Source organism: Capsulimonas sp., assembly GCF_039929585.1.
In the GTDB taxonomy this organism is placed as follows: Bacteria; Armatimonadota; Armatimonadia; order Armatimonadales; family Capsulimonadaceae; genus Capsulimonas.
Genome location: NZ_JBDSQY010000057.1, coordinates 1 through 21,934, shown reverse-complemented (window position 1 = coordinate 21,934; position 21,934 = coordinate 1). Strand labels below are relative to the sequence as shown.

Sequence of the window (21,934 nt, the reverse complement as noted above, 5' to 3'; positions counted from 1 at the left end):
CGCCCATAGATTCGTTGCCGATCCCATAAAAACGTATCCCCGAAAGGTAATAAGCGCTCAGGGCCGACTGCGATATTAGCGAAGTTCCACATGCAGCGTCCACGATCAGTACGCCAGCGGTCGCTATGGCGATTTTGCCAGGCGAAGGTAACAAGGCGATGAGCGCCGTCACGAGAAAAATTGCCGCCAGATATTGCGCCAGGGTTTGAACGGGAAGCACAGGCGGGACGGACAAAGGCGCAATTAACAACGCTAAAGGCCAAGCAGCGAGCATACGCACGCCAAACTGCAAAACGCGCCGCGCTAGTGGACGAGGCTCTATTCGAGTGGCGAGATAAAACCAAACCGCGAAAAAGACAAGTCCGCCGCCCAAAACGCCCAGCCCCCAGAAGAACGGCAGCTGGATTTTCTGATTGAGATATGTAAGACGGTCCAAACGCTCCAGGATCGTCCATGAGGCATCGTCATGGATCGACGCTCCAGTCATGGTAACCGGCAATGGAAGGGAAAATTCCGCCAGGATCGTCGGCGCAATGTCGCGCGCCGCGACGATCCCCGTTGTCTGTGTAGTGTCCGACGTCAAAAGATGGACACGCCCTCTGCCGGGAAGTCGGATGAACGGAGTCAGGCGATCCCATTGCCCGTTCGAATCGAGTGGCCCGCAAGGAACGAGGAAAAACACTTGAACCGGAAAATTATTCGAAATCGAAGGACTGGGCTCTTGAACCTCTCCGGCAAAATCATCCAGGCGCATCAATGCGCGGCGGCGATGCGCGGCGTACGCGGCGGGAGTCAAAATGCCCGCCCTGTTTTCGCGCTCCAAACGAGCAAAATCGCCATCGTGGACGACCACCAGATCGTTCACTAAAAGCGCGGATTTTGAGAGATCACTGAGAAGCGGAGCGTCACAACGCATACCGCCTGGAGCGAGTGGATCGCGCGTAAAGCCGCCCGTCAGATGAGGCGCGCCTGGGAGAAAGAGATCGACAGGCCGAAATATTCCCGTGTCGTCTCCATCCGCGTCGCCGATCGTCGTGAATGAAATGTGGGCGCCACGCAGAGTATCCGCCAGTGATCCCTGAAGGATCTCCCCCTTGCGAATGGTGTCGCCGGCGCCAAATGTTGCATAGACATCCGAGACCGGATCGGCGCCATGCGCAAGTCCCGGGGACATCAGAGCGCTTTGACCGTATTGCGTGGCGGAAAGGAGGTTTGGGCAATCGGGACGATGGAAATCAGCAAGCGTCAGATGATCCGCTATGATAATCAGAAGGTGTGGCTGTGGGTCTGTGGCGGCCTGCTGCGCCTGGACGGGGGATGTCCAGGGCAGCAAAGCCGCGATGAAGAGGAGGATCAGACAGAAGCGGGTCACGCGCCGGCTGCTTCCAGGGCGATGCGCTCGGCGGTGGCGAGGGCCTCCGCGAGCTTGGAGGCGTCCTTGCCGCCGGCCTGAGCGAACTCGGGCCGACCGCCGCCGCCGCCGCCCACGATCTTGGCGGCCTCGCGGACGATGTTGCCGGCGTGAACGCCGCGTCCGACCATGTCCTTGCTTGCCTTGACAGCCAGGGAAACTTTTTCGCCTTCACCACTGCCGAGGATTACGACGCCCGATTGCAGGCGATTCAGGATCTCCTCGATCAGTGTCCGAAGGGTCTCGGCGTCCGCGCCGGCGATCTGGGCATTCACCAATCGGAAGCCATTAAACTCCTTGGCGTTCTCGATCAGACCATCGACTTGATTGCCCGCCGCCGCCTTTTGCAGCACAGCCAGCTCACGCTCGCGATCCTTCAATTGGGCCTGAAGCTTTTCCAGAGACGCCAGAACGTTCATCGGCTGGGTCTTCAAGAGGCTCGCCGCATCGCTGAGCAAGCGCTCCTGATCCAGCGTGCGCATCAGCGCCGATTTGCCCGTGACGGCTTCGATACGCCGGACGCCCGCTTGAATGCTGCTTTCGCTGACGATCTTGAACAGGCCCGCCTGTGACGTATGCTTGAGATGGGTGCCGCCGCAGAACTCGACGCTGTAATCTCCGGCCTGCACGACGCGCACGATGTCGCCGTACTTTTCGCCGAACAGCATCATCGCGCCCATGTTCTTTGCTTCTTCAATCGGCTTCTCAAAGGTGCGTACTTCGATGTCGTCCATAATCTTCTCATTGACGAGAGCTTCCACCTGCCGAATTTCTCCCGGCGTCATGCCCTTATCATGCGAGAAGTCGAAGCGCAGACGGTCCGGGCCGACCAGCGAGCCGCGCTGCTGGACATGATCGCCCAGTATGACCTTGAGCGCCTTTTGCAGCAGATGAGTCGTCGTGTGATTGCGCTCGATGTTCGCGCGGCGTCCCTCGTCGATCCGCACGTCCAGGCGCTCACCGACTTTGATCTCGCCATGGCCGACCTGCCCGTGGTGGAACCAGTAGCCGCTGTCTTTGCGGGTTTCGGACACGTCGAACGCGCCGTCCTCGCCGCGCAGCCAGCCGCTGTCGCCGACCTGACCGCCGGATTCCGCGTAGAACGGCGTTTGATCCAGGACGATCTGCACGTTCTCGCCCTCGGACGCCGATTGGACCAATGCGCCATCTTTGACGATCGCCTGCACCACAGCCTGCGTGAGCGTCTCGTTGTAGCCGACGAACAGCGTCGTCTTATGCTCCAGCTGGCGCAGCTCGGGGATAACGCTGTCGATAAAGACCTCGCGCTCCTTGCCGCCCTCGGAGATTTTCAGATGCTGCTCCCAAAGCTCGGCATAGCGCGCCTGATCGACTTGCAGCCCGTGCTCCTGCGCCAGCTCCGTGGTCAGCTCGACCGGGAAGCCATAGGTCGTGAACAGACTGAAAAGATCCTCGCCGCTCAAGGTGCGCGTCGTCTTGGTGTGCTCGCTCTCCAGCAGCGCATTCAAACGCGCCGAGCCGGATTCCAAAGTGCGCCGGAACTGCTTTTCCTCGATCGTGGCGTAACGCAGGATCGTTTCGAGCTTCGCCTCCAGGTCGGGATAGTCGTCCTTGCGCGCTTCGACGACCACCGGCATGATTTCCGTGAGGAACGGCTTATCCAGTCCCAGCGTCGTTCGTCCCGCCAGCACGGCGCGGCGCATGATGCGGCGCAGGACATAACCGCGTCCGACGTTCGACGGCAGTACGCCGTCAGCCAGGCAGAACGCGGTCGCACGGACATGGTCGGCGATGCGCCGGAACGCGATGTCCGTTTTGTCATCGTCACTGCCGCCATACTTCTTGCCGGAAAGTTCTTCCAGCTTGCGCAGGATCGGAGCGAAGAGGTCCGTCTCGAACGGGCCGCGCAGGTTGGCGATCGCCGCCGCCGTGCGCTCCAGGCCCATTCCCGTATCGATGTTCTTCTTGGGAAGCGGGGTCAGCGTCCCGCCCTCGCCGCGGTCAAACTGGGTGAAGACGAGGTTCCAGATCTCCAGCCACCGCTTGTCGTCCCAAACACCGTCGGGCGTAGGCGGCAAGTGCGGCTGGGTGTCGAAGAAGATCTCGGAGCACGGGCCGCAGGGGCCGTTCGGTCCCTTGGAGATAACGCCCGCCGGCCAATAGTTGGAATGCTCGTCGAACCGAAAGATCTTGTTCTCCGGCATGCCGACTTTGCGCCAAAGCTCATAAGCTTCGTCGTCGGTCTCGAATACCGTCACGCGGATACGGCCCAGGTCCAGCTTCAGAACGTCGAAGATAAACTCCCAGGCCCAGGCGATGGCTTCCGGCTTGAAGTAATCACCGAACGAGAAGTTGCCGAGCATCTCGAAAAACGTACAGTGCGAGGTGTCGCCGACGTCTTCAATGTCCGTGGTGCGCAGACACTTCTGCGCCGTCGCCACACTGTTGCGCGGCGCGGTCTGCGTCCCTAAGAAGTAGGGCTTAAACTGGACCATACCGGCCGACGTGAACAGCAGGGTCGGATCGTCAGGAACCAGCGAGTCCGAAGGGAGCCGCAGCGCTCCCTTCGACTCGAAGAATTCCAGATAAAGACGGCGTAATTCACTTCCGAGCATTCGTTATCTCCCAAAAAGGCGTGCTTAGCCTACCATTATAGCACAGCCAATGAGAGAACCTAGTGCTTATACGCGATCTCAAAAGTCATATCATTTCGATTGACACTGCCCACATAGTGGGATTTCGTGAGGATATGGTCTAGTTTCAGACCAAAGAAATCACGATCGGTCACCATCTGCAAGTTCACGGGCGTCGGCATCGTTCCACGGATCACGGTAAGATTACCGGTTTGCTGGAACGAAGCGATCGTAACGCCAGGCGGAAATGTCTTCAGGACGTTCGTTTTGCTGAGGGCAAGCGGCGCCAAGGCGTCCAGTGGCTGAAAATTGTAATCGTAGGTGTTCGACAACTGACGCCCCTGCGCGTCCCGTGGCGAGATCACGATTTGATAAACACGCCCGCGATAAAATGTTGGCTGATTCCCATTCAGCGCGAGCGTCATTTCCGTGGATGGATTTCCGTGGCTCCCATGGAAGTGAGGCTCATTTGTTTCGTATCCAACATCTGTTTGCGTATATCCCGCGCCATGGCGGACGATTTCCACCATATGCGCGTCGTATGTCACAGCCCCCGGAAACGGCTTCCAGGCAATCTTCATTGTGGCCCCGTGTATCTTCTCGGGATGATCCATCGATTGGCTCGCAGCGCTGATAGGCGACAGCCATTGCATGTATGGACGCACAACAATCGGCGGCATAACGCCAACTCTTTCGGTAGAGCGAAACCGTATCAGCCCGTCGGTAAGCCCTTGCGGCGGCATCATTACCATCTTTCTCGCTGCTTTGGCCGCGCCAGAATTGCTGGACGACTTCTTCGCCGTACTGGCGCTCCACCCAATCATCTGCGCAATCGCATGAAATGCGGGCAGATAGAAACAGCCGTGCGCGTCGGTGGTCACATCCGGATAATCGAGACGCTGAGTGTCGTTGTAATCACTATGCTCTTCCATAAAGTATGCGCTGGAGTAATAGGCAATATTCGGCTTGAAGGTATATCCGGGAACCGGGCGCCCATCGTCGAATTGAATGCGGCCGGCGAGAACCGCGGGAGCGTCCTGAAGCGACTGTGCAAGCCAGCGCTGGTGACCGGCCTCATCGCCCGCATGCGCACACCAAACGCCGAGCAGATATTCGGCGAAGAAAAAGTGAGGATGCTTCGCCAGAATATTTTCAAGTTCACGGCGATCGTGCAGGGAAGATACGCCGTCAATCGATTCCATATAATATGCAGCGTTTTGATGGCAACTGCGCACCAAATCGCGCTCCTCATCGGACAAAACCGAAGGAGCAGGATGTTCCACAGTCGGCTGTTCAAAAATTGACGGAAGCATGACAGGCGCCGCTTTCCACCCATTTTCCGCCGGCAGTGTAAACTGGCTGAGGTATCCCGGTGAGGCTGACCACGCCGTCTCGGAATTGTCGACGACCCAAGTTCTTCGACCTCCCGTTGAGACCAGTGTCAGCGCGCCCACGATCAACAAAACGGCGGCCCCGGCCGCGCCAGCCTTCATCCATCCCGACGGAGTGCGCGGAGTGCGGGAAGCACTCATCAATGCCTGAATCCGGCGGCCAATTTGCGAACGGAACGGGACGGCGCTCGCGCCGAGCGAACGTTCCCAGCGCGACGGCGCAAGGCGCTCGGTCAGCAGCAGCAGGCATTCGGCGTATTCGTGACGCGGACATCCGCCATCGACCACTAATGCATCGCAGGCGTTTTCCGCACTCTTCGCCATCTCCGCGCGCAGCGCCCAAAGCAGGGCTTGCGGCCACATCAGGGCGCGCAGCACCCTCGCCAGCAGCATCCAGGCGTTATCGGACCGTTCAAAGTGCGCAATCTCATGCGCCAGCACCGCTCTCAGCACCCCCGGCTCCATATTTCCGACGAAATCTTCAGGAAGCCAAATTTCTGGCCTCCAGGCCCCGGCAAGCAGCGGCCCCCGAATTCCCGGAACAAGCCGCAGCGGCAGAGGCTGGATGGAACGCTCCCGGCACAACTCCAGCACCATGTCGGCTTCGGAGCCAGTCGAAATCAATACGCCATTACGCCGAAGGAGCGCCAGACCGATCTGCCCATATGCAATCCGTCCCAGCAGCAAAAGCGCGACAACGACCCAAAGAGCGACGCCCACGAAATACGGCTCGGCGCCCGCCGTCCACGAAGGCTTCGTAGCCGAAGCCGCCTTCTGAGTGGCCGACGAGAGATCGCCCCACACATTGGCTCCCGCGACGGAAGAAACAGGGGTGGAAGAAGGCGCGGCAGTCTCCGAACCTTGCATAGGCTGGACAGCATTTACCAAAGGAGGCGCGCCAACCGAAAGAGGCGCGGACTGTGCGATGTGATGCGAGGGCAATGAGATCCGCCAAAGGACGCGCATCGAAGGCGCGGCGTATACGGACGTCAGGATCAAAACCGCCAGCGTCGCCAGCGTCATGCGATAAACAAACGACTGGACAAACGGGCCAAAGCGATGGGCGGCTCGGCCGATCCCCATCCCCGCCAGCAGCACGGCGCACGATTGCAGCAGCAGGACGATCCCCGATTGGATCGCCGACCGGCACAGCTCAAACAGCATTTCTGAGTTCATTGCTTCGCCTCCCGCCCTTCCCGCTCAATCAGTTCGCGCAGACGCCCGATCTCTTCTGACGAGACCTCTTCATGCGTCAGCAAATGTGATACCAACCCGTACACAGATCCGCCGAAGACCCGGGACAGCAGATCGCGGGTCGCCGTCTCCGTCACTTCCGCGCGTGGCCGGATCGCCCGGAACACAAAGGTACGATCCCGGACTTCATGACCGACCGCGCCCTTCTCCTCCAGCGTGCGCATCAGTGTCTGCACCGTGCTGTGCGCGATCGGCTCGACCTCGCTCAGCGCCTCCGTCACACGCCGCGCCGTCACTTCGCCCTCGTCCCAAAGCACCTGCATGATTCGCAGCTGCACCTTGCCCAATTTCAGTGGCTTATCGGCCATATCGCATCCCTCTAACAGACTAGATTTAGTAAACTAAACGATTGAGATAAGTTTACTATACTAAACGACGGATGTCAAGCCTTATTTTCAGGAGAAAGGATATGCGTAAAAATCTAAGAGTCGCCCAGGGTGAGCAGATACGCCACGGTTCCGATCCCAAGGACGGACAGGACGGCGACGAAGGTCATGACGATGCGGCTAGGCGGCTGGTAATTGCCGTCGTCGATCATCGCGCGGGTTTTGGAGTAGGTAATCGCTGAGAACATCACGGCGAGGAGGCCGAAGACGGCGAAGAGCAGACCGAGCAGCGTGGCGCGACCGTGTGAGGCGTGATGGGGGGGCGCGCCGATGGATGATAATTGCAGTTCGAAGTAGCGCAGTCGGACGATTAATACGCCAAAGCCCATCAGCGCGATTCCCGTGCGCACCCAGGCGAGAAACGTCCGCTCATTGGCTAAATGTTCCGTTACTTTCGGAGAGATCACTGAACGCATTGTCCTTCCAGGCATTGTATGGCAGTGTAGCATATCCTCCGCCGCCCGTTCAATTGCCGGTTTTTCCTCTCTCCTCTTTGGTCAGCCCAATCACAGTCCGACAATGGAACTATCGCCGCAGGACGCGGCAAAGTAAGGCTAAAGGAATTCTCTTATGTTTCCCATGGAATGGTTATCGCGCGGGCGCAAGCAGGGTCGGGAGTCGCGGCGGCAGGAAGACCTGTCGCAGATCAAACTCTGGCGTGAGACCAGTCAATCGCTGGCGGTGAGTATCGAGCAGATCTGCGCGCTTTGCGAGGATCTTGCAACAGCGGCCGCGTCTCCTGACACGGCGTCTGCTCCGGAAAGCACGTTGGCGATGGAGCAGGTGCAAGTTCAGATCGAAGCCGTGCGGCGCTACGCCGCCTGCATCGCCAGCGACGCCGCCGGGCCGACGGCCGACGACGCCCCCCCGACCGCTCCCGAGATCGACATCGACCCCTATTCACTGAAAGAACTTCAGCGGCTTATTATTTCGGAGCAGTGCGAGTAGTCCTATATTCCCCGCCGAAGCAAACTTCGGCGGGGTTGGGCGGCGATTGTCGACAGCGCCGCCGAAGTTAAAAGCAAAATGGCCGTCAATGGCCATCGTTTCTTCATTCCGAACAGACCTCCGGACAAAAGCTCCCACGAAACCAAACTCTTCGCCAGTTTACCTCTCTCACTCCACATTTACTCCTTTCACAAAAACGGAACACTCGCCTGGAATGTAATTACAAACACCCCCATTCCCGCCCGAAGGGCCTTGCTGGAAAAGGGGGAGGCCGAAGTTTACTTCGGCGGGGGGATAGGTCTCTCCCGCACGGTTGCCAAATCCCATCGGTTCGTACTATAATAGAATCACGCGAAACCAAATGCGAAGAATATCGTTCAAGAAGGTGATAGTGCATGTCTGGACATAGTAAATGGCATAATATCCGCCTAAAGAAGGGCAAGATGGATGCCGACCGCGGAAAGATCTTTACGAAGATCGCCCGGGAAATCATCGTGGCGGCGAAGTCTGGCGGCGGCAATCCCGACACCAACATCACGCTGCGTAACGCCATGGCGAAAGCGCGCGAGGCGTCGATGCCCGCCGATAACGTCAAGCGCGCCATTCAGCGCGGAACTGGCGAACTCGAAGGCGCATCCTACGAAGAAATGACCTACGAAGGATACGGCCCCGGCGGCGTCGCCATCCTGGTCGCGTGCCTCACGGATAACAAGCAGCGGACCGTCTCCGACGTTCGCTCCTACTTTACCAAAACGGGCGGACGGCTCGGAGAATCCGGCAGCGTCGGGTATCTGTTCGATCCGAAGGGCGTCATTATTATCGATCCCGACGTCGCCGATGAGGAAAAAGTCACGGAAGCGGCCATTGAAGGCGGCGCCGAGGATATCCAGGCGACGGATGACGGCGGCTTCGAAATCACAACCGATCCGGGCGACCTGAACGCCGTGCAAAAGGCGCTGGATGCGGCGAATATCAAATACTCATCCGCTGAGCACTCGATGATCCCGCAAACCACCGTGGAAGTCAGTGGCAAGGAAGCAGGCCAGGTGCTGCGGCTGATGGACTATCTGGAAGATAATGACGACGTTCAAAAAGTTTACGCGAACTTCGATATTCCGGAAGGCGATCCGGCGGCCGGCGGCTAACGAGCATTATTCCCTGACCCAATCCGCCTGGGTCGAAGCGAGAGGCGGACGGCGATGCCGATAACGGGCTCCACGATATTCCCCCGCGAAGCCAAAAGGCGTCGCCGTTCTCACATGCGTCTCGCACCGATTTGCGTAATGATCCCGCTTCTGGCGGGTTTGACGGCGCTTCCCCGCGCCGCCACCGCCCAGGATCTCGCGCTTCATGCGGATCTCGGCATCGGCGGCAAATATCGCACCGGCTCCTGGATTCCTGTGACTGTCGCGGTCCAAAACCGCAGTTCTGAAACCTATCACGGCCAAATCCAGGTGCTGGCGGACTCAAACGGCCCCCAGCAAAACCATCGTTTCGATCAGACGCAGGTCTTCGCGGTTCCGGCCACCATTCCCCCAACGCAAGGCGCGCCGCAGCGCTTTACCGTTTACGCCCGCGATTTCGATCCTGTCCGCGACAACTTCACGGTGCAATTCGCCGAAGGTGATCGCGGTGAAGGACATGTGGCGGCGAAGATCGTAACCTCCGCAAATTATCATGTCCGGCCATTTTCAGGCGTGATGATCCCCGCCGGAGACTTGTTCGTCGTCGGTGTTGGCTCGGATCCCGCCGGAGCCTCTTTCCTCAGCGGCCTGCGCCTGGGCCTGCGGCATACGTCCGCCGGCGTCGAGCCGCAGCTACAGGCGTCCACCAATCCGAATATGGGCGGGCCGAACTCTGGGGTCACTCGCATCCCTACCGTGCAGGCCGTCTCGGCGCAGCCGGGGGACCTGCCGGACAGCGCCGCAGGTTACCGGGGCGTGGACGCCGTGCTGCTGGGAGCGGACGCGGCTCTGGATTCCCTTTCCGACGCCCAGGTGCAGGCGCTGCAGCTCTGGACGCTTTCCGGCGGACGGCTGGTCGTCTACGGCGGCTCAGGCTCCGTGTCCGGCGGCGCGCTGCCGGCAGGGCTTCAGCAGTTTCTGCCCGCACGCTTCGCCGGAACCGGCGCGCCTGTCCCACTACCGACGGGCTCGACGATCGCGGGACGATTGATCCCCTCGGGCGTAGGCGCTCCCGTAATTCTCCAAAAATCGCCCGAAGGCGCGCCGCTGATGCTGTCCGCTAGGTACGGCGCCGGCTCCGTTCTGATGCTGGCGTACGACCCGACATCGGCGCCGTTTCGCGCATGGACCGGCGGCGCGGAGCGCCGCTTTTGGCGCGGCGTCGTCATGGGCGCTCCGGCGCTGACGCCCTACATAATGGACGGCGAAGAGCGCGGGAACGGGCCGCAGTACGGTCCCACTAAGAAAGAACGTATCTCGGACATTGTGCTTCATGTGCCCCAGCTCAATGCACCGGATATTTTGTCCGTGGCGCTCTTTCTGGGTCTCTACATTATTATTCTCGTCCCCGTCAATTATTTTGTCCTGAAAAAATTAGACCGGCGGGAATGGGCGTGGGTAACGATTCCTGCTCTTGTCGTGCTGGTGTCACTGGGCGCCTACGGGGTCGGTTACTCCTCCAAAGGCGGATCGATGTTCTATAATCGGGCGATGGTGCTGGAAACCAGCGCCGGCGGCTCGCTTGCCGCCGCGTATTCGGGATGCGGCGTTTTTTCCTCACATCGGGCCAGTTATGACATCGACCTCGGCAATCCAACCGCCGTCGCCGCCGATCCGGGCCCAGTCGAGAATTATGGTGGCTGGTCGGCGTCGGATGCGTCGAACTTCGGCGGCGTTCACTATGTCGCGACCGGCGGCGGAACGGCGCTGCGCGGCATGGGCGTGAACATGTGGTCCATGCGCACCTTCGACGTGCAGTCGTCTGTGGATTTGGGCGGAACGATCGACGGCGCCCTGCGCGCCGTTCCGAATTCGGCGATCTGCACAGGCTCGCTCGCCAATCATACGCCGTATCCGCTGACCCATTGCGCGATCTACTGGAATGGATCGTGGTCGATGATCGACGACTTCGCTCCAGGCGCCTCGCTCACGCTGGACCAAAAACGAAAATGGGAGCGCGGGGGGCTCGACGCCTACATCGGCGGATCGTTTGCGACGTTCGGCCACCAGCAGCCCACCACCTCGTCCGAGGGAATGAAGCGAGCGCTGGCAAATATGGCGCAGTCCATTGCCCGCAGTCGAGGGCAGCAGGGATATGCGTACTACGGATTCGATCCGGAAGAGATTAAAAAGCCATTTCAGACTGGCGCGGACGAAGCCCTGCTAGTCGGCTGGAGCGCCGACGGCGCGATCGCGGGGCCGCCGCTCAAGATCGATGGACAAACACCCAAGCGTGACGATGTCGCGCTGATTGTCGTTCACATTCCCGTTCGATAAGCAGGAAACAATGCCCTCATTGTCGGAAAATCCCGTACTGCTCCGCGAAGTTCGCAGCCGTTTGCGCTGGCGGCGCGTTTCGAAGCAAACGCTTCTTCGCGGCGGCTCCGTCGTTGCGGTGCTCGCACTGCTCTGTTACGCCCGCTTGATCACGCTGATCAACCGCGGTCGCCCCGACGACGCCTCCACTCTCTGGTGGGTCATCGCTTACGGTCTGCTCGCGCTGATCGTGCTGCTCGCTCCCGCCCTGGCCGCCACCGCGATTTCCCAGGAGCGGGAACAGCAGACCTGGGAAGGCCTCGTCGTCACACGGCTCACGCCGATGCAGATCCTCGCGGGGAAATGGACGGCGCGGCAGATGCTGCTCGGCATCACGCTCGTCATCCTCGCCCCGCTAATGATCGCCGTCGCAATCAAAGGCCATCTCCCGTTCGTTCAGGGGCTGCTCACCCTCGTCATTTTGGTGATGACCAGCGGGTTCTATTCGGCGATGGGCATGTTCTGCTCGTACGTTGCGCGGCGCACCGCCGCCGCGACAGCCACGGCGCTGCTGATCTCCGTATTTTTATGCCTGGGAACGCTCCTTGTCAACGAAATCTTCTTCCAGCTAATGGCGGATCGGGATTATACACAATACACCTACTACCATCAGCTCACCCCGATTCTTTGGCTCAATCCGTTCCTGGTCATGATCGACCTTCAGGAGATTTACAATACTTCGTCTTACACGACCCCCTCTTATATGGTGGACCAGTGGACCTTCTCACGGCAGATGATGCTGACGGCGTATCCGGCCCTGACGGCAATTTTCACGGCGCTGATGTTCACATTTATGACGGCAAGATATCGAAAGCCCAGCCGAGAGCGCTGAGGTTGGGAAGGCTTGGAACAGCGTGATTCGAATCGAAAAACTGCGTAAGGAATACAAGGGTCTGACGGCTGTCAAGGAGCTTGACCTCCAGTTGGAAGCCGGCGACATCTTTGGCTTCATCGGCCCAAACGGCGCCGGTAAAACCACCACGATCAAGATGCTTGCGACACTGCTCAAGCCTTCTTCCGGCAAGGCGTACATCGACGGCGTGGACGTGGTGGCGAACCCGGAAGCCGTGCGCGAGCGCATCGGCTACATGCCCGCCTTCTTTGGCATCTACGACGACATGCGGGTGTGGGAGTATCTCGACTTCTTCGCCAGCGCTTATCGCCTGCCGCGCAACGAGCGGCCCCGAATTATTGACGATGTTCTGAACTTGACCGATTTGATCGGCAAAAAAGACAACTATGTCGAAGAGCTCTCCACGGGCATGAAACAACGCTTGTGCCTGGCGAAGACCTTGATCCACGATCCCAAGGTGCTGCTGCTCGACGAGCCTGCGTCCGGTCTCGACCCGCGCGCGCGCATCGAGATCAAGGAGCTTTTCAAAGAACTCAAGGCGATGGGGAAGACGATCATCATCTCCTCGCACATTCTGCCCGAGCTTGCCGACTTCTGCAACAAGGTCGGGATCATCGAGCGCGGCGAGATGCTGATTTCAGGCGACGTTCAGGAAATCATGTCCCAGGTCTCCGGCGGCAAGACACTGGAGATCCGCATCCTCGGCGATCTGGAGCATGCGGCGGAGACCACCCATTCGCTCCCCGGTGTCCGCGCCGTCCGCACACTGGACTCGAAACTCCATGTGGACTTCAACGGCGATCTGGAGGCCCAGGCGGATTTGAACCGGCTGCTGGTGGAAAAAGGCCTGCGCATTCTCAGCTTCACGGAACAGCAAACCGACCTGGAAGACATCTTCATGAAAGTCACCAAAGGACTCGTGCAGTAATTTCAGTTGAACGCATCCCAGTATTTGTGCTAGAATCACTCTCGAACGTTCTATCGCACAGAGGGACACAAAATGGCTGAAGAAGAGACTTTTACTTTCGTTGACAAGCGCGGCGGGGCGGCGGATATAGCGCCCGCGGAAGATCAGGCGGGGTTCGAAACGGAAGCCCCGGTGGAACCGTCCGCATCGACCGCAGTCGACGGCGCGGACGATATGGACGCCGTGCCCGACGTCTACCAGCTCCTGCAGTATGTGATGTCGCTGCTCGCCACGGAAGCGTGGCATAAGCTGGGCCTGATCGCGCACCCGCAGACCGGCGAGGCGATTGCGGATCTTCCGCAGGCTAAAGTCGCGATTGATGTCGTGGCGGATCTCGTCACGCACATGGAGAAAGCGCCCGAAACGATCCTGCCCCCGAACGGCCGCCGGGAACTGCGCAACCTGGTAAACGACCTGCGCCTGAACTACGTGGCCCAGCGCGACAAAGACAAAGCATGACGCCGCTGGAGGACGCCCTGCTGGAGCGGTATGAGCTCTTCACCAGCGTGCTCTGCCTCGCGGCGCAGTACGGGCCGGACACGCGCCGCGAGCAGACATACACGGAGGTTCGGGAATGGGTGCGCGCCAATCAGGATGCGCTCCCCCCGCTTCTGAGCCGCGCCGAAATCACGAACCAGTTTTTCCAGCTCTTTGAGCCTGAGACGCTGCGCGAGCTGTTGCAGAGCGACAGTGGAGATCTGATTGCGAATGTGGGCCATATCTCCGAGGCGCTTTATGCGGCGACGGAGTAATGTCAGGAATAGACCAAACAAAAATCGCCTCGCCGGAAATTCCGGCGAGGCGATTTGAATGAGAAGGCTATTCCGCTACGACTTTATCGGTGCGGATTTCCGCCAGCGCGGCGGCTTCGTCGTCGAACAGGTGGAAGATCTTGACGAGGCGCGTAATCTCGAAGGCTCGGCGCACGAACGGCGTCGTCGCGACCAGGCTGATACTGCCGTCATGCTCGCGAACACGGCGCACGGCGTCGACCAAGACTCCGAGTGCGGCGCTGTCCAGATAGGGAACGTCCGCAAGGTTGATGACGATATTATACCGCTTGCTTTCAATCAAATCACGGAGCGTGTCGCGGAACGCGCCACAGGTGTGCAGGTCGATCTCACCTTTCAGGTGAACGACAGGGATCTGATCCGGCGTTGGTTGCACGTCAATCTCAAGTAACAATAGAGCGAACCTCCCTACGATGCGTCGCTTGCGATAGCCGCGATACTCTAGCTTACCCATGAGTATCCGGGACCGAAACGCTTACCGGCGCCTCATGCAAAGTTACATCGACAGACCGATTATAGCATTTTTATGTTGCTTTGTCATGGTCCCGTCATGAAATTTCCGAACGACGTTTTTCGGGCTCACCGACAGGAATACGCAAAGAAAAAGCGAACATAAGCGCTTACGCTGGAGGAACGCATGAACTATCGACATCTGGGCCGGTCCGGGCTGCGCGTGAGCGAAGTCTCCCTTGGCTCCTGGCTCACATACGGCGGCGCGACGGAAAACGAAGCGGCGCGCCTTTGCATCGAAAAGGCCTACGATCTGGGAATCAATTTCTTCGATACGGCCAATGTTTACGCGCGCGGGAAGTCCGAGGAAGTGGTCGGCGCATCACTCGCCGCCTACCCCCGCTCGTCTTACGTGCTCGCAACCAAAGTCTTCTTTCCCATGAGCGACGGCCCGAACGATCGCGGTCTCTCGCGCAAACATATCTTCGAACAATGCGACGCCTCGCTGCGCCGCCTGAACACGGATTACATCGATCTCTATCAATGCCACCGCTACGACACGGAAACTCCCATGGAGGAAACGCTGACGGCGCTGGACGACCTGACGCGGCAAGGCAAGATTCTCTACGCTGGCGTCTCCGAATGGAGCGCGGAGCAGATCACGGAGGCCGCTCAGTATGGACGGCAAGCGCGCCTGCGCCCTCTCATCTCAAACCAGCCGAAGTACAACATGCTCTCACCCGAGATCGAAGCCGAAGTCATCCCCGCCAGCGAGCGTGAGGGTTTGGGACAGGTCGTCTGGTCGCCGCTCGCTCAGGGCGTGCTGACGGGCAAGTACAAGCCCGGCGCACCGCCTCCCGCGGACAGCCGCGCCGTGGACCCCAAACAGAACTTCTTCATCACCCGAGACAATCTTCTCAGCGACGAAGTGCTCGCGAAAGTCCAGCGCCTCGCGCCGATCGCGGCCAGCCTGGGCATGACGATGTCGCAGCTTGCGCTCGCTTGGTGCCTGCGCCAGCCGAACGTCAGCAGCGTGATTATCGGCGCATCCAAGTCCTCTCAGGTCGAGGACAACGCCGCCGCATCGGGCCAGACGATCCCCGCAGACGCCCTCGCGGCCATTCAGGAGGCGCTGGCGTAACATGCGGATCATTGAGTCATTTGACGATAAAGAAGCCCTGAGTATCGCCGCCGCCGATGCGATCATCGACGCCGCCGGACGCGCCATCGCCGCCGATGGGCGTTTTCTTTTCGTGCTGGCCGGCGGATCGACTCCGGAGGCCACCTACAAACTGCTCGCCGCGCCCGACCGCCGGGACCGCATCGATTGGTCGCGCACTTACATCTTCTTTGGCGACGAGCGCCTCGTTCCCTATGACGACCCGCGAAGCAATTACGGCATGGCGAAGCAGTCGCTCCTGAAAGACATCCCCGTAGCGCCCGATCATATCTTCCCCATGACCACGGATCTGCCCGGCGTGGAAGCGGCGCAGGCGTACAGCGATACCCTGACCCAGTTCTTCGGCCCGGAAACGACGCCATGGTTCCATCTGACACTGCTGGGACTGGGCGACGACGGCCACACCGCGTCGCTCTTCCCCGGCAAAGCCGCCCTTCACGAAACCAAGGCTTACGCAGTTTCCACGCCGCCGGGCGTGCTGCCGCCGCCCGTCGATCGGATTACGCTGACATTTCCTATTTTGAATTCCTCACGGGAAGTTTTGTTCTTGATTGCAGGCGAGGGCAAAGCCGCGCCGGTGCAGGCGATTCTTGAGGGTGGAGCGACGCTGGAAACGCACCCAGCCGCAGGCGTCACCGCGCCCGAGGGCAAAGTGACATGGATGCTCGACCGGCCGGCGACAACGAAATTGTGGGAACAAGATTGAACGGAAAAGCCCCGCCGGTCAATAAGATCGGCGGGGCAATGAGAACAAGTTATTGGAAGGCGAGAATCACTCCTCACCCTCCACAAACTCCAGCAGCGCAGCGATCTCTCGCAGCTGCGTTTCCCGAAGCGCCCCGTCATCGTCACTCGCATCGCGGCACTGATCCACGAAACTCGCCGCACCGGCGACATCCCCATGAACGGCAACGAGAACCGGATGCGGGCCGGCGCGACGCAGCCAGTATTTGGCGTTGCTGTAGTCGCCTTCGCGGCGGTGGATGATCGCGTGCCAGTAGTCGGCGCTGGACTCGCCTTCCAGCGCCTGTGACAGCGTGTGGGCGCGCGGCAAGTCGTCGTTGAGCAGGTGCAGGCCGATCTTGACGAGCTCGCCGGCCGGCAGATACTCAATGTCCGCCGACGTCACGGCGTCGTACGGCTGCGAAGGCAGCAGCGCGGGCGACGGGGCGCGAGACAGCAGACGCGATTTTAGTTCGGCGCTCTTCACATCGACGATCCTGGCTGGCCGCCGCCATACGATCCCTGCGCATTGCTGTGGGATTGCGACGTTCCATCCAGATTGATCACCACATCGGATTCCGCCTTCTGTCCGCCCATCTCAATAACGATCGCCGTTTTGAGCAGCGGCGTTTTCGGTCCCGCATCAGCCGAAGGGCGCATATATTTCCAGGAAACATGCTTCGGATCCGGATTGGCGTCGGTCGGCGCATGCATGTCCGCGACTGTCGGAACGTACGCAGGAATGAGGTTCGACAGGGTCACCGGATAGGCGCCGGTCTTATCGTGGTACTTCACGATCGCCTGGCGAATAATCGCGCCCTGGGCGCCCGTTTTCCCAGCGTTGACGGCCGTACCGAAGATCCCGCCCGATTTGGGATCGTTCAGTGCCTGCTTGACTTTTTGCGCGACAAAAATTGTGCCGATAATCCCCACGAGGAGGACGACGGCGCAGCCGATGCCGGCGGCCTTCAGGCAGCCATTGGAGTTGGACTTCGCCGGCGGCGGAGTATTCTGATAATATGGGGGTGTGCTCACTGAGGGTTAATCCTTTTTGTCTTCGGGCTTCTTGTCGTTCTTCGAGGGCGGCCGAACGCCGGAGTGTCGGTTCTGCATGGAGGGCGTAAAGTCGATGTCCGCCGTGACGCGCTCAATAAAGCCGGCCATGAGCCGCGCCGTATTCTGAACGTCCTCCAGGCACACTAGTTCGCAGGGTGTGTGCATGTAGCGCAGAGGGATGGAGACGAGGCCGGTCGCCATACCGGCCTGATTGAGCTGCATCGCATTGGCGTCTGTCCCGGTGCCGCCGCCTGCGGAAGATAGCTGGAATGGGATTTCCAGGTCGCGCGCCGTTTCGCACAGCATCTTGTAAACCTGCGGATTGATGTTCGCGCCCCGGCAGATCGTCGGCCCCTTGCCGATCTCCACATCCCCCACCCGGTTCTTGTTCATGCCCGGATAGTCTGTGGCGAAGCCCACGTCCACTGCGAGCCCCACGGTCGCGCCGGTAAAGTAGGATGACGTGCGCGCGCCGCGCAGGCCGATCTCTTCCTGAACCGTCGAAACGCCGTAGACGGCCGCCGCCAGGGTTTTGCCTTTGAGCAGGCGAATGGTTTCGGCGACGGCGAAGGCGCCGACTTTATCGTCGAACGCGTGCGCCACCGCCAGATCGCCTTCCAGCATGGCGAAGCCGGGGGAATAAGTGATCGGATCGCCGACTTGGACCTTTTCCGCCACCGCCGCCTTGCCCTGCGCGCCGATATCGATGAACAGATCGTGCAGGATCGTCTTGCGTCCCTTCTCCTCTTCCTCCATCAAGTGGATCGGCTTCTTCCCAATGACGCCCAGCAGCGGACCGGTTTCCGTGTGCACGAAAACGCGCTGCCCGACGGTAATGGCGGCGTCGTGTCCGCCGATGCTGCCGAAGTAGATATAACCGTCGCTATTGATATAGGTGACGAGAAAGCCGATCTCGTCGCAGTGTCCCGCGAGCATGATCTTGGGATTGCCGCCCGGATTAAGGATGGCGTAAGCATTTCCCATAACATCCGTGTGGACTTCATCGGCGTACGGTTCGACCGCGCGCCGGTAGACTTCCTGCGCCGGCTGCTCAAAGCCCGATGGGCTTGGAGCGTCGATCAAATCTTTCAGTACCTGCAGCTGTTCCAAAGGCAAAGCGATACACCCCCACGGTTTTGTGAGGACATTATAGCATGCAAGGCCCATCCGTACAAGATTTCTCCTCGCAACAATACGTGGGTCTCCAGTTTTGATCCGGCCAAGCCAATAATCAAATCGATAATATTTTACGGGCGGACGCCGCCAGCGGTGGGGAAGGATCAGTCGAAATGCTCGCACTTTCGCAAATATTCGGCAAAGAAACCGTGGTCGGTCTCGATATCGGCAGCCGTATGATCAAGGTGGCCTTGGCCGAGGCGGCGGGAGGACGATGGCGTATTCTCAAAGCCGCCTCCGGCCCCACCCCCCTGGATTCCATCCGTGATGGGATCATCGTGGACGGCCCCGCCGTATCGAAGGCGATCCGCGATCTGATGCATCAGCACGGTATCGAAGCCAACGGCGCCGTCGCCGCGATCAGCGGCGCCAGCGTCATCGTCCGCCATGTGAAGATGCCGCGCATGTCTGAAGCTCTGCTGCGCAAGGGCGTTCGTTACGAAGCCTCCAAATATATTTCGTCCGCGACCGAAGACAGCATGATCGAGTTTGAAATTACCGGCGATGTGCCAGGCGAGGCCGATAAGATGGGCGTTATGCTCGTCGCTGTTCCGAACGAGATGGTGGAGAGCCGCCTCGGCGCGCTCTCTGGAGCAGGTCTGGAGCCGGTCGGGATCGATATCGAGACATTCGCGATGCAGCGGGCGCTGATCGATCTGGACGAGACGAACAGTGTCGCAAGCGCCACTGTCGCAATGCTCGATATCGGCGCCACCTCGACGGATGTCTGTATCGTCACCGAGGGCAAGTTCGCGCTGACACGCAGCATCGCCATCGCCGGCGATAGCTTTACGAACGCGATTAAGACGATCTCCCGCACGATTGACTGGACGGAGCTGGAAGAGATCAAGCGCCGCGTCGATATGGTGGCGCTTCTGACGCCGGATACTCTGCCGGAAGCCATGGCCCTGGCGCAGGCAGTGCAGCCGTCAATCGATGAGCTGCTCCGCGAAGTGCGCCGCTCGATCAACTACTATCAGTCGCAGCTATCGGACCCGACGACCTCAAACCTGCCGGCCGGCGTCACCTCCGAAACCGGCGGCGGCGGCGTGACCCGTATCATCATCAGCGGCGGCGGCGCGAAAATGCGCGGCCTGGCCCAGTACATGACGGCGCGCCTGGGACTGCCGACCGAAATCCGGAGCGCTTTCCAGAACCCGAGCATCGACTCGGACGCGCTGTCCGAGGAAATCACAGAGGAGGGCGGACCGCTCTTCTCGACTTGTATCGGGCTCGCACTCAAAGAGCTCTCCGAAGCCGCGTCGAAAGCGGCCTTGAAAGCTCCCGCCGCTAAGGCGAAAGCCGCTTAACACCGCGAACTAATCGCGCTCGACATTCACGTTTAATTCGCTTCTGAAGGAGCAATGAGATGCCTTCAATCAATATGGTAGCCCTCCGGCGCGCGGAAAAGCGGCGTCAGGAAAACAATATCCGCAAGATCGTCTACGCCATTCTCGGCGAGATCGGCGTCTTCGTCCTGCTGCTCACGTTTATGAGCGCCCGTATGTTCGGAATCAACGGACAGATCGGCGACCTGGACAACAAGCTGCAAAAACTACAGCCGAAGGTCACTGCGATCCAGGCGCTGCAGCAAGAGACATCCAAGCTGATGCCCAAGGTCACGACCCTCGCCTCCGCGAAAGGCGATACGCTCTTCTGGTACGACAGCATCTACGCGGTGACACGCAGCCTGCCGAGCCGCACGTGGCTCACGTCCATCGGCACGCAGGGAAACACTCCTTCCGCCGCCGCCGCGCCGGCGACGGCGAATGCCGCTCCGGCCGGGGACGCCCCGACCTTAAGCGTCTCCGGAGTCGCGCTCAACCAGGGCGCCGTCGGCGAAGCGATGCTGCACATGAACCACGAGCCAAGCCTGGAAAGCGTCGATCTGGCGTATGTCCAGTCGCAGAAGACCGGAACCACCGACACTGTCGCTTTCCAAATGACCGTGCACCTGAAGCAGCCGGCGGCTCCCGCCGCCAAGGGAGTATCCGATGCTCAAAAATCTTAGCGCCACCGGCGCATCGCCCAAGAAGATCGCTCAGGGGCTCGCGGGTTTCGGCGGCTTGATTTTGATCTGCGGCAGCGCGGGCGTCCTGGCGCTGAATTCGCAGATTTCCGCGTTGCGCAACAAAGCAGACACTCGCGAGGCCGAAGTCGGCAGCAGTGAACAAGTGGCGAAGCGATTTGAGCTAACCCAGAATTCTTACAACGAAACGCTTGAGCAAATCAAAGACTTGGAGTCGTCGGTCTCCCAGAGCTCGTACGTTCCAACATTGCTTCAGCAGCTTCAGGCGCTGGCGGCTTCAACCCATTTGACCGTCTCCGCAGTGCGCCCGCTGCCTCCTCCGCCGCCACCGCCCGTCGTCAGCGGATCTTCAAGCACGAAAAAGAAGGCTCCGCCGCCGTACGACACGCTGGACATTTCCGTGGACGTCAAAGGGACATACGCGAACACTTCGACATTTCTCTATAGCTTGACGCGGTTCCCGAAGATCGTCTCCGTCAGCAGCGCGCAGATGCGCCCGGAAAGCGCCGGTCCCGATCAGAATCCGCTCAGCTCGCCGACCGTCGCCACGAGCCTGCACTTAACGGCGTATGTTTTCCATGATGACACTGCCGTCGCTTCTTCTGCGGCGCCCGCGACCGTCGCTGCAAACGCTCCGGCTCCCGCTTCGCCGCCGGCGACGAACGCGGGCGCAGCCGTCGGGACCGTGGCCGGGTCGATTGCCGCCTCGAAGGCCGCAGGAATACACAGTGCAGCCGGCGTCGCCACGCTCTAGAAATGCGTGAGGTTTTTGGAGAAATCTCTGATGAATAAGATTGACAAAAAACAGCTTCCGCAATTGATCGCCCTGATCGTCCTTTCGGTCGGCGTCTTCGGCTTCTTTATTTTTCGAATGATTGCGCCGACCCCGGCGGCCGCGCAGGCGCCGAAGACCGCAAAGTCCTCGGAGACCGAAGCGGCGAAGAAGGTCGCTGCGGCCGTCATAGACGCCGGTGAGATCGCTCCCGCCCCCGCGCCGTCGGCGCTGATGCGCGATCCTTTCCTGCCGGGCGTCGCCGACACAGCTGCTCTAGAAGCCTATCAAAAAGCCAGGGCGGAAGCCCCGCCAACGCCGCCGAGCGCTCCGCGCCGGTTCACTAACCGTCGCATGGGAACGGCCTCGTTAACGGCGCTGTCTCCCATGCCTGTTCCGCAAGTGTCGCCGCTGCCGAATATGGGAGCGCTTCCC

Annotated in this window: 21 protein-coding genes and 1 pseudogene; 13 read left to right on the top strand and 9 right to left on the bottom strand. The window is 60.0% G+C overall.

The features are described from left to right. The 5 genes from ABIZ35_RS03950 to ABIZ35_RS03930 all read right to left on the bottom strand — a co-directional run. On the bottom strand, positions 1-1,372 hold a 1,372-nt coding region (locus ABIZ35_RS03950; RefSeq protein WP_348218571.1), incomplete at its 3' end, for a hypothetical protein. Continuing rightward, on the bottom strand, positions 1,369-4,005 hold the full coding sequence (gene alaS / locus ABIZ35_RS03945; RefSeq protein ID WP_348218570.1) for an alanine--tRNA ligase: 2,637 nt from the start codon (positions 4,003-4,005) through the stop codon (positions 1,369-1,371). The genes alaS and ABIZ35_RS03950, both read right to left, overlap by 4 nt. A gap of 59 nt (positions 4,006-4,064) precedes the next feature. Next, positions 4,065-6,590, bottom strand: a complete 2,526-nt coding sequence (locus ABIZ35_RS03940) for a M56 family metallopeptidase (protein ID WP_348218569.1) — start codon at positions 6,588-6,590, stop codon at positions 4,065-4,067. Next, a complete protein-coding gene (locus ABIZ35_RS03935; RefSeq protein ID WP_348218568.1) occupies positions 6,587-6,976 on the bottom strand; it encodes a BlaI/MecI/CopY family transcriptional regulator in 390 nt (129 codons plus the stop codon). Before ABIZ35_RS03935 ends, ABIZ35_RS03940 begins: the two co-directional genes overlap by 4 nt. 113 nt (positions 6,977-7,089) lie before the next feature. Then, positions 7,090-7,470 carry a DUF202 domain-containing protein gene (locus tag ABIZ35_RS03930; protein WP_348218567.1) on the bottom strand — a complete coding sequence of 127 codons (381 nt, stop codon included), beginning with the start codon at positions 7,468-7,470 and terminating at the stop codon, positions 7,090-7,092. Positions 7,471-7,624: 154 nt separating this feature from the next. On the opposite strand from ABIZ35_RS03930, the gene ABIZ35_RS03925 reads away from it, so the two are divergent. The 7 genes from ABIZ35_RS03925 (at position 7,625) to ABIZ35_RS03895 (ending at position 14,074) form a co-directional block, all read left to right on the top strand. Beyond that, on the top strand, positions 7,625-8,002 hold the full coding sequence (locus ABIZ35_RS03925) for a hypothetical protein (protein ID WP_348218566.1): 378 nt from the start codon (positions 7,625-7,627) through the stop codon (positions 8,000-8,002). Positions 8,003-8,397: 395 nt separating this feature from the next. Further along, complete coding sequence (locus ABIZ35_RS03920) at positions 8,398-9,147, top strand: YebC/PmpR family DNA-binding transcriptional regulator (RefSeq protein ID WP_348218565.1); 750 nt, start codon at positions 8,398-8,400, stop codon at positions 9,145-9,147. Positions 9,148-9,261: 114 nt separating this feature from the next. Next, a complete protein-coding gene (locus tag ABIZ35_RS03915) occupies positions 9,262-11,463 on the top strand; it encodes a hypothetical protein (protein WP_348218564.1) in 2,202 nt (733 codons plus the stop codon). Between the two features lie 19 nt (positions 11,464-11,482). Then, the gene (locus ABIZ35_RS03910; RefSeq protein WP_348218563.1) at positions 11,483-12,334 is read left to right on the top strand and encodes an ABC transporter permease subunit; all 852 of its coding nucleotides are present in this window, start codon (positions 11,483-11,485) and stop codon (positions 12,332-12,334) included. A 22-nt stretch (positions 12,335-12,356) separates the two neighbouring features. Further along, complete coding sequence (locus tag ABIZ35_RS03905; protein WP_348218562.1) at positions 12,357-13,283, top strand: ABC transporter ATP-binding protein; 927 nt, start codon at positions 12,357-12,359, stop codon at positions 13,281-13,283. 72 nt (positions 13,284-13,355) lie between these two features. Beyond that, positions 13,356-13,781: a DUF1844 domain-containing protein gene (locus tag ABIZ35_RS03900; protein WP_348218561.1), complete on the top strand. Its 426-nt coding sequence runs from the start codon at positions 13,356-13,358 to the stop codon at positions 13,779-13,781. Beyond that, entirely contained in the window at positions 13,778-14,074 is a 297-nt protein-coding gene (locus ABIZ35_RS03895; RefSeq protein ID WP_348218560.1) for a hypothetical protein, read from the top strand. Before ABIZ35_RS03900 ends, ABIZ35_RS03895 begins: the two co-directional genes overlap by 4 nt. Before the next feature lie 67 nt (positions 14,075-14,141). On the opposite strand, the gene ABIZ35_RS03890 is transcribed toward ABIZ35_RS03895, so the two are convergent. Continuing rightward, positions 14,142-14,489 (bottom strand): STAS domain-containing protein, encoded by a 348-nt coding sequence (locus ABIZ35_RS03890; protein ID WP_348218559.1) that lies wholly within the window; start codon positions 14,487-14,489, stop codon positions 14,142-14,144. Between the two features lie 261 nt (positions 14,490-14,750). Between ABIZ35_RS03890 and ABIZ35_RS03885 the strand changes: the two genes are divergently transcribed. Together ABIZ35_RS03885 and pgl are read left to right on the top strand one after the other, a co-directional pair. Then, positions 14,751-15,704 (top strand): aldo/keto reductase family protein, encoded by a 954-nt coding sequence (locus tag ABIZ35_RS03885; protein ID WP_348218558.1) that lies wholly within the window; start codon positions 14,751-14,753, stop codon positions 15,702-15,704. 1 nt (position 15,705) lies between these two features. Further along, positions 15,706-16,449: a 6-phosphogluconolactonase gene (pgl, locus tag ABIZ35_RS03880; protein ID WP_348218557.1), complete on the top strand. Its 744-nt coding sequence runs from the start codon at positions 15,706-15,708 to the stop codon at positions 16,447-16,449. A 66-nt stretch (positions 16,450-16,515) separates the two neighbouring features. Here the strand turns inward: pgl and ABIZ35_RS03875 are convergent, their stop codons facing one another. The 3 genes from ABIZ35_RS03875 to ABIZ35_RS03865 are packed head-to-tail and all read right to left on the bottom strand — an operon-like array spanning position 16,516 to position 18,638. Further along, the gene (locus tag ABIZ35_RS03875; RefSeq protein ID WP_348218556.1) at positions 16,516-16,953 is read right to left on the bottom strand and encodes a hypothetical protein; all 438 of its coding nucleotides are present in this window, start codon (positions 16,951-16,953) and stop codon (positions 16,516-16,518) included. Beyond that, positions 16,950-17,501 (bottom strand): hypothetical protein, encoded by a 552-nt coding sequence (locus ABIZ35_RS03870; RefSeq protein ID WP_348218555.1) that lies wholly within the window; start codon positions 17,499-17,501, stop codon positions 16,950-16,952. The genes ABIZ35_RS03875 and ABIZ35_RS03870 overlap by 4 nt, the downstream gene beginning before the upstream one ends. A gap of 6 nt (positions 17,502-17,507) precedes the next feature. Beyond that, positions 17,508-18,638, bottom strand: a complete 1,131-nt coding sequence (locus tag ABIZ35_RS03865; protein ID WP_348218554.1) for a M42 family metallopeptidase — start codon at positions 18,636-18,638, stop codon at positions 17,508-17,510. Positions 18,639-18,811: 173 nt separating this feature from the next. Between ABIZ35_RS03865 and pilM the strand changes: the two genes are divergently transcribed. From pilM to ABIZ35_RS03845, 4 genes and pseudogenes are all read left to right on the top strand, one after another. Beyond that, positions 18,812-20,008 (top strand): type IV pilus assembly protein PilM, encoded by a 1,197-nt coding sequence (pilM, locus tag ABIZ35_RS03860; protein ID WP_348218553.1) that lies wholly within the window; start codon positions 18,812-18,814, stop codon positions 20,006-20,008. A 59-nt stretch (positions 20,009-20,067) separates the two neighbouring features. Then, positions 20,068-20,709, top strand: a complete 642-nt coding sequence (locus ABIZ35_RS03855) for a PilN domain-containing protein (RefSeq protein ID WP_348218552.1) — start codon at positions 20,068-20,070, stop codon at positions 20,707-20,709. Continuing rightward, entirely contained in the window at positions 20,693-21,481 is a 789-nt protein-coding gene (locus ABIZ35_RS03850; protein ID WP_348218551.1) for a hypothetical protein, read from the top strand. Before ABIZ35_RS03855 ends, ABIZ35_RS03850 begins: the two co-directional genes overlap by 17 nt. A gap of 30 nt (positions 21,482-21,511) precedes the next feature. Then, positions 21,512-21,934: pseudogene (locus tag ABIZ35_RS03845) on the top strand (hypothetical protein); the annotation flags it as partial.

Coding starts and splice junctions, on each gene's coding strand:
- ABIZ35_RS03920 (WP_348218565.1), top strand. CDS start 8,398: ATGTCTGGACATAGTAAATGGCATAATATCCGCCTAAAGAAGGGCAAG.
- ABIZ35_RS03930 (WP_348218567.1), bottom strand. CDS start 7,470: ATGCGTTCAGTGATCTCTCCGAAAGTAACGGAACATTTAGCCAATGAG.
- alaS (WP_348218570.1), bottom strand. CDS start 4,005: ATGCTCGGAAGTGAATTACGCCGTCTTTATCTGGAATTCTTCGAGTCG.
- ABIZ35_RS03885 (WP_348218558.1), top strand. CDS start 14,751: ATGAACTATCGACATCTGGGCCGGTCCGGGCTGCGCGTGAGCGAAGTC.
- pilM (WP_348218553.1), top strand. CDS start 18,812: ATGCTCGCACTTTCGCAAATATTCGGCAAAGAAACCGTGGTCGGTCTC.
- ABIZ35_RS03915 (WP_348218564.1), top strand. CDS start 9,262: ATGCGTCTCGCACCGATTTGCGTAATGATCCCGCTTCTGGCGGGTTTG.
- ABIZ35_RS03855 (WP_348218552.1), top strand. CDS start 20,068: ATGCCTTCAATCAATATGGTAGCCCTCCGGCGCGCGGAAAAGCGGCGT.
- pgl (WP_348218557.1), top strand. CDS start 15,706: ATGCGGATCATTGAGTCATTTGACGATAAAGAAGCCCTGAGTATCGCC.
- ABIZ35_RS03850 (WP_348218551.1), top strand. CDS start 20,693: ATGCTCAAAAATCTTAGCGCCACCGGCGCATCGCCCAAGAAGATCGCT.
- ABIZ35_RS03895 (WP_348218560.1), top strand. CDS start 13,778: ATGACGCCGCTGGAGGACGCCCTGCTGGAGCGGTATGAGCTCTTCACC.
- ABIZ35_RS03940 (WP_348218569.1), bottom strand. CDS start 6,590: ATGAACTCAGAAATGCTGTTTGAGCTGTGCCGGTCGGCGATCCAATCG.
- ABIZ35_RS03900 (WP_348218561.1), top strand. CDS start 13,356: ATGGCTGAAGAAGAGACTTTTACTTTCGTTGACAAGCGCGGCGGGGCG.
- ABIZ35_RS03925 (WP_348218566.1), top strand. CDS start 7,625: ATGTTTCCCATGGAATGGTTATCGCGCGGGCGCAAGCAGGGTCGGGAG.
- ABIZ35_RS03935 (WP_348218568.1), bottom strand. CDS start 6,976: ATGGCCGATAAGCCACTGAAATTGGGCAAGGTGCAGCTGCGAATCATG.